This window comes from Phycisphaeraceae bacterium, from assembly GCA_015709595.1.
Taxonomy (GTDB): domain Bacteria; phylum Planctomycetota; class Phycisphaerae; order Phycisphaerales; family SM1A02; genus CAADGA01.
Genome location: CP054178.1, coordinates 3,041,475 through 3,054,078, shown reverse-complemented (window position 1 = coordinate 3,054,078; position 12,604 = coordinate 3,041,475). Strand labels below are relative to the sequence as shown.

Annotated in this window: 10 protein-coding genes; 5 read left to right on the top strand and 5 right to left on the bottom strand. The window is 67.2% G+C overall.

Annotated features, from left to right (window positions below; translation table 11 throughout):
* Positions 1 to 177 precede the first annotated feature (177 nt).
* From HRU76_12895 to secG, 4 genes are all read right to left on the bottom strand, one after another.
* A complete protein-coding gene (locus HRU76_12895) occupies positions 178 to 1,731 on the bottom strand; it encodes a sigma 54-interacting transcriptional regulator (protein QOJ18429.1) in 1,554 nt (517 codons plus the stop codon).
* A gap of 99 nt (positions 1,732 to 1,830) precedes the next feature.
* A complete protein-coding gene (locus HRU76_12890; GenBank protein ID QOJ18428.1) occupies positions 1,831 to 2,745 on the bottom strand; it encodes an SdiA-regulated domain-containing protein in 915 nt (304 codons plus the stop codon).
* A gap of 15 nt (positions 2,746 to 2,760) precedes the next feature.
* Complete coding sequence (locus HRU76_12885; protein ID QOJ18427.1) at positions 2,761 to 3,639, bottom strand: YicC family protein; 879 nt, start codon at positions 3,637 to 3,639, stop codon at positions 2,761 to 2,763.
* 15 nt (positions 3,640 to 3,654) lie between these two features.
* Positions 3,655 to 4,047 carry a preprotein translocase subunit SecG gene (gene secG / locus HRU76_12880; protein QOJ18426.1) on the bottom strand — a complete coding sequence of 131 codons (393 nt, stop codon included), beginning with the start codon at positions 4,045 to 4,047 and terminating at the stop codon, positions 3,655 to 3,657.
* A gap of 203 nt (positions 4,048 to 4,250) precedes the next feature.
* Here secG and HRU76_12875 point away from each other — a divergent pair, with 203 nt between their 5' ends.
* The gene (locus HRU76_12875; protein QOJ18425.1) at positions 4,251 to 5,267 is read left to right on the top strand and encodes a TerC family protein; all 1,017 of its coding nucleotides are present in this window, start codon (positions 4,251 to 4,253) and stop codon (positions 5,265 to 5,267) included.
* Between the two features lie 86 nt (positions 5,268 to 5,353).
* A complete protein-coding gene (locus HRU76_12870) occupies positions 5,354 to 7,057 on the top strand; it encodes a hypothetical protein (protein QOJ18424.1) in 1,704 nt (567 codons plus the stop codon).
* Between the two features lie 77 nt (positions 7,058 to 7,134).
* Here HRU76_12870 and HRU76_12865 read toward each other — a convergent pair whose 3' ends face one another.
* Entirely contained in the window at positions 7,135 to 8,265 is a 1,131-nt protein-coding gene (locus HRU76_12865; GenBank protein ID QOJ18423.1) for a Gfo/Idh/MocA family oxidoreductase, read from the bottom strand.
* 270 nt (positions 8,266 to 8,535) lie between these two features.
* On the opposite strand from HRU76_12865, the gene HRU76_12860 reads away from it, so the two are divergent.
* The 3 genes from HRU76_12860 (at position 8,536) to ffh (ending at position 12,603) form a co-directional block, all read left to right on the top strand.
* Positions 8,536 to 9,489: an ATP-binding cassette domain-containing protein gene (locus tag HRU76_12860; protein ID QOJ18422.1), complete on the top strand. Its 954-nt coding sequence runs from the start codon at positions 8,536 to 8,538 to the stop codon at positions 9,487 to 9,489.
* Positions 9,482 to 10,852, top strand: a complete 1,371-nt coding sequence (locus HRU76_12855) for an ABC transporter permease (GenBank protein QOJ18421.1) — start codon at positions 9,482 to 9,484, stop codon at positions 10,850 to 10,852. Before HRU76_12860 ends, HRU76_12855 begins: the two co-directional genes overlap by 8 nt.
* Before the next feature lie 257 nt (positions 10,853 to 11,109).
* The gene (ffh, locus tag HRU76_12850; protein QOJ18420.1) at positions 11,110 to 12,603 is read left to right on the top strand and encodes a signal recognition particle protein; all 1,494 of its coding nucleotides are present in this window, start codon (positions 11,110 to 11,112) and stop codon (positions 12,601 to 12,603) included.
* Position 12,604: the final 1 nt, after the last annotated feature.

The window sequence follows — 12,604 nt, the reverse complement described above, 5'->3', positions numbered from 1 at the left end:
GTTCGACTCCTGAAAGCCCGGAAGGGCGAGGAGCCGGATGAACCATTGCAGGAACCGTGCCAGACCGAATCGACGCCGATTCTGGAGCGCCGGAGGGGGTGCGCGGGTGAAGGGTGGGGCTGCAGCCGCACCGGCTGGGGGTGAACGCCCAACCGACGAGGCCCGCTCCCCGATCGCTCATTCCGGACGGGTCAACGCGTACAGGCGAATCCGGTGACGCAGAAAGTCGCGCGTCACGTCGAGTCGCCGGGCCGCCTCGGATTGGTTCCAGTCGGCGGCATCGAGCGCGGCGGCGATGATCGCCCGTTCCTGGGCCGCATAGGTCTGGTCCGCGGCTCGCGGCGCCGGTTGCGACGCTGCCGCAATTGTCCGGGTCGTCGTTCCGACAGGGTCGGTTGCCGCACCACCTCGCGTCACTTCCGGCGGCAGATGCTCCACCCGCACATCCGGGTCGGCCAGCAGCACGCATCGCTCAATGACGTTGCGCAGCTCGCGTATGTTGCCGGGCCAGTGATAGGTCATCATCGCATCGAGCACGCCGGAAGCGACGGATGGCGCGGAAACGCCCATGTCGGCGGCGATGCGGTGCGTGAAGTGATCGACCAGCCGGGGAATGTCCTGGCGCCGCTCGCGCAGCGGCGGCATGCGGATGGGAAAGACGTGAAGCCGGTAGAGCAGATCCTCGCGGAACCGCCCGGCGGCCACGTCGGCGTGCAGGTCGCGGTTGGTGGCGGCGAGAACGCGCACGTCGCAGGGGATGGTCGTAGAGCCGCCCAGCCGCGTGAACTCGCGCTCCTGAAGCACGCGGAGCAGCTTGGCCTGCGTGGCGGGGCTGGTCTCGCCGACCTCGTCGAGAAAGAGCGTGCCGCCCTCGGCCAGCTCGAACAGCCCGGCGCGGTCCCGATCGGCGCCGGTGAAGGCGCCCTTCTCATGGCCGAAGAGCTCGCTCTCGAGCAGGTGATCGCTGAACGCCGCGCAGTTGGCGGCGACGAAGGGCTTGTCCGCCCGTCTCGAGGCGGCGTGAATGGCGCGTGCGGCGACCTCCTTGCCGGTACCCGTCTCTCCCAGCAGCAGCACGGTGGTGGTGGCGCCGGCCACACGTTGACAGAGTCGCATCGCCTCGGCCAGGGCGGGCGATTGCCCCACCACTTCAACACCCCCGCGCGCCGCCCGCAGCGCGCGGTTCTCACGGGTGGCCGCGTCCAGCACCCGCACGGTGCGCAGCGCTCCGGCGGCGATGTTGGCGAAGAGCTGGAGCAGTTCAACGTCTTCCTCGCCGAAACACGCCCGACCCTTCGGGTTGAGCACTTCCAGAACCCCCTGCGGCTCGCCCTGGTCGATGAGCGGCGCCGCCACCATGCCGCGGGTTCGCATGTCGGTGGCTTCATCCACCGCGGCGAAGAAGTGCCGATTCTCCCGCGCCTCGTCAAGCCGGACCGCCCGACCCGTGCGCAGCACCTGACCGGCGATACCGGCGTCCGCCGGCATGCGGAAGCGCCTCAGCCGCCCCGAGGCCGGGCCGACCGCGGTGCGGAACTCGAGTTCCCTGCCTTCGCCCGTCAGCAGCAGGATGCTGGCCGCCTCGGCTTCGAGGATCGACGCCGCCTGCCGGGTGATCTGCTCCAGAACGGGGTCCACCGCGCGCTCCAGCGTGATGGCGCGCGTCGCCTCCAGCAGCGCGACGAGCGCCTTGCGGTTGAGTCGGCCTCCGGGTTCAGGAGTGTTCGTCATGGCCCCCCTCGAACGCTGGCATGATGGGCGGAAGAACGCACGTGCCGGGAATCATCGTACCGGAATCGAAACACACGCGAGATGCTTCGAACGAACGGGTCACTCATCGGGCAGGTCAAGCCGCAGCCGGATCAGCCCGCCCACATCCTGGGCGATCCATGCATGACCGGCGTCATCCAGCGTGAATCCCTCCTGCTCCACGCCAGGCAGACGCCACCGATGCTCAAACGCGCCCGATTCCGGGTTGAAGAGCATCACCAGGTTGAGTTGATCGCTCGCCACCCACAGCCGCCGGCGCACGGCGTCCCAGTGCGCGGCGGAAAGGTCAGGAATCTCCCCCGGCCAGAAGCGGATGATCCTGGCCGGCGCTCGTCGCTCGGTGGACGAGCGAAGCGGCGCCTCCACTTCCAGGATCGCGCTGGCGTCGTTCGGATCATCGTCGGAGAACGCCTGGTTGAGGATGAAGAACGTACCGCCTTCGGGGTGAGCGGCGTCGGGCACGAAGGCCAGCCCTTCCAGCCCGGTCTCCGCGCCGCCCTCGGCCAGAACGGTTCGCCCGTCGAAGATGCGCTCGATGTCGAACCGACGCGCGATGTCGAGGGTCTGGGGATCAACCTCGAGAATCTGCTCCGCCTCCTCCACGCCGACGTAGATCAGCCCCGTGGCGGGATCAACGGTGACGGCTTCCAGGTTTCGCAGACCCAGGTCACGCCGTTGCAAAGCGGCCCCGCTCAGGGACACCTCGGCGAGCCCCCCGCCATCGCCCACGACAAACAGCGACTGGCGACCAGGGTGAAAGGCGATGCCCGACGGTTCCCCCACCTCGGGCAATGCAAAACGTCCGGTCACGGTGTGCGGGAGCATGCGCACGCCGCGCAGATGCGTCGGCTCCCACGAAAGGCCGATGACCAGCAGCGCCGCCAGCACGCCCACGAACGCACCCGCCGCCAGGCGCCCGTCCGCACGGACTGGCGCTGACGATGCGGAAACCGGCTGGGTGGACCCTTCGGACATCGGCGTACCCGTGGTCTACTCGACGTTCTGCACCTGTTCGCGGATGCGGTCGATGGCCCCCTTGATCTCCACGATGGCGCGGCTGATCTCGGTATCGCTGGACTTGCTGGCGATGGTGTTGGCCTCGCGGAGCATTTCCTGCGTCAGGAAGTCAAGCGTGCGTCCCGCCGGCTCGGGGTCGGTGGCGTCGATGATCTCGCCGAACTGATCGAGGTGCGCGGTGAGCCGGGCGATCTCCTCGGCGATGTCGGATCGCTCGGCGTACACGGCGACCTCGCGGATCAGATCCTCGTCGCGCACGGCGGCGCCGCTGTCACGAAGAAGCGATTCCACCCGCTGACGCAGCCGCGCCTGGTACTCCTCCACCACCGCGGGGGCCCGCCGGGCCACCACCGCGAGCCGCTCGGCGATCAGGGCCCGGTTGCGGTGCAGGTCGTCGTGAAGCATGCGCCCCTCGCGCTCGCGCATGGCCAGCAGCCGGTCGCAGGCCTCGTCGGCCAGACGCAGCACCACGGAGCGGGCGGCCTCCAGCCGATCCTCGCGCGGCTGCTGCACCACCACGCCTGGCAGGGCCAGCAGCGAGCCGACATCAACGCGCACCGCCGTGTCGCCGAGCGTTGAACCCAGTCCGTTGAGTTGCTTCAGGTACGAGGCCAGCGCGGCGGTGTTGATGTGCGCCCCGGCCTGCTCCGACACGTCGGAGTACTGCAGTGTGAGCACCACGCTGCCCCGGTTGAGACGCCGTCGCAGCGCGGGCTCCAGTTCCGCCTCCAGCGCCTGCAACTCATCCGGCAGGCGCAGCGTGCCCTTGAAGTACTTGTTGTTGAGCGATCGCACTTCGACGGTGTAATGGGTGCCGGCATCCTCCGCCGTGGCGACCCCGAATCCCGTCATGGAGCGGATCATGGGTTACTGACCCCCGCCCGAACCGCCCCCTGTTCCGCCGGGTGTGGAAGCGCCTCCCCCGCCCGTGGCCGCGCCCGAGTCCGTTCCCCCGCCCGTCGGCGTGGCGCCGTTGTCCGCGCCGGTCACCGCCGGAGGAGTGGTCAGCGGCTCCGTAGCCAGATCGTCCAGCCAGTTCAACCCCACCGCCACCAGCAGGAAGACCGCGAAGACAATGCTGGTGGTCCACGTCAGCACGTCTCCGACGCGTCCGCCGAACACGGTGTCGGCCCCGCCCCCACCCGCACCGCCGAACGCGCCCGCCAGTCCGCCCCCCTGCGGGCGCTGCACGAGAATGATCAGAATCATCACGATCGAGATGATGGTGAACAGCAGGGTGATCAGCGTAAACCAGACCATGTGGTGACCCTTGACGGCGTTCAACCGGCGTGCGGAGCACGCCTCGACGGGCGGACATGGTAGGCGCGGAAGCGTCGGCTTTCACGTGTCCCGCGAGGACACGCACGCGACAGGGACCGGCCCATGCCTGTCGCTATCATCCGAGCCGTTGCACCGACTGAGGCCCGCAACATCCCCTGAATCAACGCGGACCGGATGGGACCATGCTGATCGCCTTCTTCGCGGGCTTCGTGCTCGTCATCCTCGTGCTGATCGCCCTGGACCTGGGTTTGATCGGGCGCAAGGCCCACGTCATCGGCGTGCGCGAGGCGCTGCTGCGCACCGCGGGGTGGGTGACCCTGGCGCTCTCCTTCAACGTGCTCGTCTACTTCCTGTACGAGCACAACCTCTTCCACTTCAACGACTACCACTCCCATCACAAGCCGGGCAAGACGGCGGCGCTGCAGTTCTTCATGGGCTACCTGCTCGAGCAGTCGCTGTCGGTGGACAACATGTTCGTCATCGCCACGATCTTCGCGTACTTCCGGGTGCCGCTGAGCCAGCAGCACCGGGTGCTGTTCTGGGGCATCATGGGCGCGCTGATTCTTCGCGGCGTCATGATCGCGCTGGGCGCTGTTCTGATCGCCCGTTTTCACTGGATGGTCTACGTCTTCGGGGTGCTGCTGCTGGCCACCGCCGCCAAGATGCTGCTGTCCAGGACGGAGAACATCCATCCGGACCGCAACCTCGCGGTGCGCATCGCGCGTCGTCTGTGGATCGTGCGCACGGACGTGGAGGGCAGCCACTTCTTCGTCAAGGTGCCCAATCCATCGGGCGGTCTGCGCACCGCCATCACGCCCATGTTCCTGGCCCTGATTCTCGTCGAGACCAGCGACGTGATGTTCGCCATTGACTCGATTCCGGCCATCTTCGCCGTCACCAGCGATCCGTTCATCGTGTTCACGTCCAACGTGTTCGCCATCTGCGGGCTGAGGTCGCTGTACTTCGCGCTGGCGGGACTGATCGACAAGTTCCGCTACCTCAAGCTGTCGCTGGTCTTTCTGCTCGCCTACGTGGGCGTGAAGATGATGTGGAACGGCTACTTCATCGACGAGCCGGACATGAAGATCAATGACGTGCTCTCGCTGTCCATCATCGGCGGCATTCTCACCGTGGGTGTGCTGGCATCGATCTTCGCCGACCGGCGCGAGGCGCGATTGCAGGCGACCGACGAGGTCTGAGGCGCCCACGGAGCCGGCCCGGCCGCACGTACTGCGGCCGGATCGCCGTGCGTATACTTGTTCCAATCATCTCGGAGGAACACGCCATGAGCACCACGCGGGATCTGGGCATTCGCGGCGGCGTTCTCGTTTCCGGCTTCGCTATCGCCGTCGCCGTCACTGTGTCGCCAGCCGCGATCGCCCAGCACGGCGAGGCGCGTCAGGATGAGGGACTGGCCGCCACCACGCGCGACGGGCGACTGGCGCCGCTCCTCGACGGCATGGGCGACTACCAGTTCACGGTCACCACCAGGTCAGCGTTGGCGCAGCGCTACTTCAACCAGGGGCTGGCGCTCACCTACGGGTTCAATCACGCCGAGGCGATCCGCGCCTACCGCGAGACGGCCCGGCTCGACCCGGACTGCGCCATGGCCGCGTGGGGCGAGGCCTACGCGCTGGGTCCGAACATCAACGTGCCCATGGACCCGGCGGCGATCCCCGAGGCATGGGCAGCGCTGCAGCGGGCCGTCGCGCTCAGACCCAAGGCCAGCGAACTGGAGCAGGCGTACATCGACGCCCTCGCCGCACGCTACAGCGACAAGCCCGATGCCGACCGCGCCGCGCTCGACCGCGCCTTCGCCGGCGCCATGAAGCGCGTGCATGAGCGGTTTCCCCACGACGACGACGCGGCAGTCCTCTACGCCGACGCGCTGATGAACCTGATGCCGTGGGACTACTGGAACCCGGATGGCAGCCAGAGGCCTGGCACGCAGGACGTGATCCGCGTCCTGGAGACGGTGATCAGCCGCAACCCCCGTCACGCCGGGGCGCATCACGCCTACATCCACATCGTTGAGGCATCGACCGATCCGTTCCGCGGCGAGCGGAGCGCCGATGCGCTGGGCGCGCTCATTCCTGGCGCCGGGCACCTCGTTCACATGCCTTCGCACATCTACCTGCGCATCGGGCGATACGAAGACGCCGTCAATGCCAACGTGCGGGCCGTGGCGGTGGACGAGGGGTATATCTCGCAGTGCCGGGCGCAGGGCATCTACCCCGCGGCGTACTACCCGCACAACATTCACTTCCTGTGGGCGGCGGAGACGTTCCGCGCCCGCTCCGGCCCGGCGCTCGAGGCGGCCCGCAAGGTGGCGAGTCGCGTCGCACCCGGCATGGAGAAGAACATGCAGCAGATGCTCATCACGCCGCTGGCGGCGCTGGTGCGCTTCAGCCGGTGGCAGGATGTCCTGAACGAGCCGCGCCCGAGTGTGGATCACGTCTACGAAACCGCCTTCTGGCGCTTCGCGCGCGGCATGGCGCTGGCCGGCACCGGCAAGGTGAACGAGGCGAAACAGGAGTTGACGCGCCTGACGGAGGCGATCACTGATCCCGATCTCGAATCGGACCTGATCTTCATCAACTCGTCGATCCCCGGCATTCTGCGCACCGCGGAGCAACTGCTCGCCGGCGAAATCGCCCGCGCCTCGGGCGACCTGCCCGAAGCCATCGCGCACTTTGATGCCGCCACGCGGCATTACGACGCCCTCCGCTACAACGAGCCCGAGGATTGGTTCTACCCGCCTCGTCACGCCTTGGGCGCCGCGCTGCTGGACGCCGGACGCCCGGCCGAGGCGGAGATCGTCTACTGGCACGATCTGGCCCGCCACCCGGAGAACCCCTGGGCCTTGACGGGTCTGCTGGCGTCACTCAAGGCACAAGGGGAGGAGAAAGCCGCCTACCTTCCGAACATCGAGGCCCGGCTTGTCAAGGCCATGAAGGATGCGGATGTGAAGCTGACCTCATCGAGGTAACCCGCTGTTCAGCGGCGCGGGGGGCCGTATGCGACTGAATCAGTGGCACGGGCGTCCCCTCCCGTGACCGTCATCTTTCACACCAGCCCCACCTCGCGCAGGATCGGCTCCACCGGGACTACTTCGCCGGTGCGCGCCGACCGCCGCACCGCCTCCATCACGCAGAACGTCTCCACGCCCTCCCGCAGCCCCGGCGCGTGCGGCGCCTTCTCGATGATCGCCCTGGCGAAGTGCTCGGCGTAGTTGGCGAACTCGCCATAATGCATGCCATGCACTTCGCTGTTGAAGTAGTAGTGCCGCCCGGCGTAGAGGTGGTCCTCCATCACCTCGGTGTTGTCCGCATCGGTGCGAAGGTACCGCATGTCGTGGTACTGCGCCAGCGACGACCCCTTCGAGCCGTACAGCATCAGTTCAATGCAGTTCCGCGCCCGCGGCAGTTCATGCACGCCGTAGTGGCCCATCGCGCGGCCCAGTCGCCCGTCCGTGGCGATCGCGTTGACCGTGTACAGGTCGAACGACTTGAGCCCGTACTTCCGCCCCAGCGCGCTGGTCGCGCCGGTGGCGTGGACCGAGCGGATCGGTCCCAGGTACCAGCGCAGCAGGTCGATGGGATGCGACAGCCCCAGGAACACCCAGTCGGTGTCGGTGACCGCCCATTTCGACTTCTCGTAGAACCAGTCCATGCGGTGAATGTAGTGAGCATCGGCCAGCTCCACGTCGCCGAACACCCCCCGCTCGAAATCGCGCCGCTGCCTCAGGAATGGCTCGAAGAATCGCGTGGACTGACCGACCAGCAGGTTCCGGCCCGTCCGCCGACCCGCCTCCAGCACGGCGCGGGCGCCCTCAACCGAGTTCACCAGCGGCTTGGTGCAGATGACGTCCTTGCCCGCGTCGAACGCCTTCACGATCTGCTCGGCGTGCAGCGCGTCGGGCGTGTAGATGGCGACGATCTCCACGTCCTCTCGGGCCAGCATGGCGTCGTAGTCGGTGGTGTAGACCAGGTCGCTGCGCACCTGCCTGGCCGCCTCGATCTTGGCCTCATCAAGGTCGCAGCCGGCCACGGGAAAGGCGTACCCGCATCGCGTGTCGAGCGCGATGAGCAGTGTGCGGCCCTCGTGCAGCCCGACAATGCCCACCCCCTTCGCCCGCGGGTGACGCGGCGGCTGGACGACCGGATTCGTGCCGGGAATGTGCGTGATGAAGCCCATGCGAAAACAATGATGAGCCGCGAAACGGGATGAGAGCAGGCGACGCCGCGCGTGTGAAGGAGACAAGATAGCACGCCGCCCGCCGGAAGCGCGGCCTGATGATCAACGGCTCCCTGCAACGGTCAATCAGACGCCCCCGGGGATGGCCGAGTCGTCGGAGAGCAAAAGTGGATCACACCGGTTCCCAACAACCCGCGTGAAGTCGGGTGCTCCACGACCTACAGTTGCACCCTGCCTGCCGCACGGAATCGACCACACGGAGAGGATGAATTGCCCGATCCCGCCATCGCCATCCGAGGCGTCTGCAAGTCCTACGGCTCCACGCAGGCGGTGCGTGACCTGGACCTGACCGTTCCCATCGGCAGCGTGTGCGGCTTCCTCGGCCCCAACGGCGCCGGCAAGAGCACCACCATCCGCATGGTCATGTCGATCATCTACCCCGATCGCGGAACGATCGAGGTGCTCGGCTCCGACGCCCTGCACAACAAGGACCGCATCGGCTACCTGCCCGAGGAGCGCGGGCTGTACCGCAAGATGCGCGTCGCCGACTACCTGCACTACATCGCCCGGCTCAAGGGCATTGACGCACCTGAGGCGAAGCGCCGCGTCGCCGACTGGCTGGAGAAGATTCAACTGCCCGGCGTGAACCGCAAGAAGTGCCAGGAGCTCTCGAAGGGCATGCAGCAGAAGGTGCAGTTCCTGGCCGCGGTCATCCACGAGCCGGACCTCATCATTCTGGATGAACCGTTCTCGGGGCTGGACCCTGTCAACTCGGCGCTGCTCAACCAGTTGATCCGCGAGTTGCACGGTCTTGGCCGAACCATCATCTTCTCCACTCACGTGCTTCACCAGGCGGAGCTGATCTGCGACCGTTTCTTTCTCATCAACAAGGGCGTCAAGCTGCTGGACGCCACGCTGGCGGAGATCCGGGCCAGGTTTGACCCGCGCACCATCGTCGCCGAGCCGCTCAACGGGGCGGCGGACTTCGCCTCCATTCCCGGCGTCGTCCGAGCCGAACCGATGCCGGAGACCGGCGCGTGGGAGCTGGAGCTGGAGGGAAACGCCGACCGGCAGGACGTGCTGCGGCACATCGTGGCCCGGTGCTCCGTGCGATCCGTCGAGCTCCGTCGGCTGACGATGGAGGAGGTGTTCATCCGCCTCGTGATGGCCGATCGCGGCGCCGAGGCCGCCCGGACGGCCAGGGAGGAGCTCAGCCGTGAATAAGGTGCTCATCGTCGCCTGGCGCGACTTCAAATCCACGGCGCTGACCTTGGCGTTCTTCCTGGCGGTGCTGGGCGTGCCGGTGCTCGTCGTGGCCGTGGGCGCGGTGGCCGGGGTGATCCTCGCCACGCACAAGCCCCCGCCTCTGGTCGGCAAGGTGCTGGTGATCGACCCGACTGGCGAACTGGTGAAGGCCGCGACGCTGGAGTTCGACCCCAGGTCCATCGACCGTGACGCCGCCGAGCAGGTTAAGGAAGCCGCTCAAGGGCTCGAACAGATCATGGGCGAGGGCAACCTTGCCAGTGGCGTGAACGCCAACCCCATGCAGCGGGGCGAGATCAGGGTCGAGGTCGCCGCGGCGCCGGACGGGGCCACGCCCGAGTCGCTCAGCGCCATGGTGCGCGGCGGCGAGATTCTCGCGGCGGCGATCATTCCGCCCCAGGCGCTGGACATCCCCGTCAATGGTTCGAGCGCCACCTTTGATCTCTTCGTGGCCGAGGGGTTGGAGGGCACCCACACCTCGCTCATCGAGGAGCGTCTGGGCCGCGCCGCGGTGCGGGTGCGCGCCGAGCGTGCGGGGATGGACCTGGCGCGCACCCGGGCGGTGCTGGAGCGCCCCCGCGCCGCCACCAACCGCCTGCTGGCCTCGGGCGAGGTGGCCCAGGAGACGGAGAAGCTGCGCGAGATCCGCCGCTTCATCATTCCCATGGCCTTCATGATGCTCCTGTGGATCTCGGTCTTCTCCACCGGGCAGCACCTGCTCAACTCCACCATCGAGGAGAAGTCGAACAAGGTGATGGAGGTGCTGCTCTCCGCCGTCAGCCCGCTGCAACTGCTGGCGGGAAAGATCCTTGGCCAGGCGGCGGTGGGGCTGGTGATCCTCGGCGTCTATTCCGCGGCGGGAGTGTTCGCTCTTGTCATGCTGTCTCAGTCCGGGCTGGTGCCGTGGACGCAGCTGGTGTACCTGGGCGTCTTCTTCTTCATGGCGTACTTCATGGTGGCCTCGATGATGGCCGCCGTGGGCAGCGCAGTGAGCGACATCCGCGAGGCCAACTCGCTGCTGACGCCGGTGATGATCCTGCTCATGTTCCCGCTGATGCTGTGGATGCCCATCAGCCAGGCACCCAACGGGATGATCGCCACGATCTTCAGTTTCGTGCCACCCGCCACACCCTTCGTGATGATCCTGCGGCTCTGCGCCGACGAGCACGTGCCCCTGTGGCAGGTGATCGCCAGCATCGTGTGGGGCTACGCGTGCGTGGTGGGCATGGTGTGGCTGGCGGCCAAGATCTTCCGCGTCGGCGTGCTGATGTCGGGCAAGCCGCCTTCGCCGATCGAGCTGATCCGGTGGGCGCGGTACCAGTGAAGCATGCCGCAGCGGGTTGCAAGCCGACCCAACGCCTCAAGCGGAGTCGACATGTGTCCACCGTTCGCGGACCACGTCCGTCCCGACGAACGTGAGACTCGGAATCACTCGCAGCGGCTCTCGCGTTCTCCTGTTCCACCCCAGCCGCCTCGCTATCATCCCCCCGCTGCGGTCACAGCACTGACCTTCACTTCCCCCCACGGCATGCCCGCATCCCACGCGGGCGGTGACGGGTACTTCCCGAAGGTCTTCCCCGCATGTTCGCCACACTCTCCGAGCGTCTCAACGGCGTCTTCCGCAACCTGTCCGGGCGCGGGCGCATCACCGAGGACAACGTCGCTGAAGCCATGCGCGATGTGCGCACCGCCTTGCTGGAGGCGGATGTCCACCTCGATGTGGTCAAGACGTTCTGCGACCAGGTGCTGCAGGATGCACTCGGCACACAGGTAACCAAGTCGCTCAAGCCGGGGCAGGAGATGGTGGGCATCGTCCACAAGCGGCTTGTTGAGATGATGGGGCCGGTGGACAGCCACGTGATGATCGTGGACCCCGGGCCCACCGTGATCATGATGTGCGGTCTGCAGGGGAGCGGCAAGACCACCACCTGCGGCAAACTGGCGGCGTACCTGCGCCGCAATGGACGCAGCGTGCTGGTGGCCGCAGCCGACCTGCAGCGGCCCGCGGCGGTGGAGCAGCTGCGCCTGGTGGTGGAGGGCGTGGATCGCGAGGCCAAGGGGCAGCAGCGCGTGGGCTTCTACGGCGAGCCGGACAAGTGCGCCGAGTACGGCAAGGCCGTCGGCGTGGCCGTGGGCGTGTGTCAGCGGGCGCTCAAGAAGGCGCGGGAGGAGCGGTACGACGTGCTGATCCTCGACACCGCGGGCCGTCTGCACATCAACGACGACCTGATGAAGGAGCTGGAGGCCGTCAACCGCGCCATCAACCCGCACCAGATTTACCTGGTCGTGGACGCCATGGTCGGGCAGGACGCGGTGAACAGCGCCAAGGTGTTCCACCAGCGGCTGGCGATCGACGGAGTGATCCTGACCAAGTTCGACAGCGACACGCGCGGCGGCGCGGCGCTGTCGGTCAAGCACGTGACCGGCGCGCCGATCAAGTTCATCGGCGTGGGCGAGAAGTTCGACGCCCTGGAGGAGTTCCACCCCGAGCGCATCGCCAGCCGCATGCTGGGCATGGGCGACGTGGTGTCGCTGGTGGAGAAGGCCCAGCAGGAGGTCAGCGAGGAAGAAGCCGCCCGCATGGCCGAGAAGATGGCCGCCGGCAAGCTGACGATGGACGACTTCCTCAAGCAGCTGCGCTCGATCCGCCGCATGGGCCCGATGAAGCAGTTGCTGGGCATGCTGCCGGGCGTCAGCTCGATGCTGAAGGACGTGGAGATTGATGAGAAGCAGCTCAATCGGCTGGAGGGGATCGTCCACTCGATGACGCCCGCCGAGCGGGATGACGTCACGCTGCTGAGCAAGTCGCGCATCAAGCGCATCGCCAAGGGGTCGGGCACCACGCCGGTGGAGGTGAACAAGCTCATCAAGCAGTTCGAGCTGATCCAGAAGATGACGCAGCAGATGGCGGGCGTCGGCGCGGGCGGCAAGCTCAAGGCGATCCGTGAACTGGCGAAGATGGACCCGAACCTGATGCCGGGCATGCGCGGCATGCCCACCTTCGCCAGCCGCGGCTCGACGGTAGTGGCCAAGCAGAAGCCGGGCTTCAAGGCGAGAAAGAAGAAGAGCCGGTGAT

Bases quoted from the DNA above. Each gene is read 5' to 3' on its own strand.
- HRU76_12895 (QOJ18429.1), bottom strand. From the start codon at position 1,731: ATGACGAACACTCCTGAACCCGGAGGCCGACTCAACCGCAAGGCGCTC.
- HRU76_12890 (QOJ18428.1), bottom strand. From the start codon at position 2,745: ATGTCCGAAGGGTCCACCCAGCCGGTTTCCGCATCGTCAGCGCCAGTC.
- HRU76_12885 (QOJ18427.1), bottom strand. From the start codon at position 3,639: ATGACGGGATTCGGGGTCGCCACGGCGGAGGATGCCGGCACCCATTAC.
- secG (QOJ18426.1), bottom strand. From the start codon at position 4,047: ATGGTCTGGTTTACGCTGATCACCCTGCTGTTCACCATCATCTCGATC.
- HRU76_12875 (QOJ18425.1), top strand. From the start codon at position 4,251: ATGCTGATCGCCTTCTTCGCGGGCTTCGTGCTCGTCATCCTCGTGCTG.
- HRU76_12870 (QOJ18424.1), top strand. From the start codon at position 5,354: ATGAGCACCACGCGGGATCTGGGCATTCGCGGCGGCGTTCTCGTTTCC.
- HRU76_12865 (QOJ18423.1), bottom strand. From the start codon at position 8,265: ATGGGCTTCATCACGCACATTCCCGGCACGAATCCGGTCGTCCAGCCG.
- ffh (QOJ18420.1), top strand. From the start codon at position 11,110: ATGTTCGCCACACTCTCCGAGCGTCTCAACGGCGTCTTCCGCAACCTG.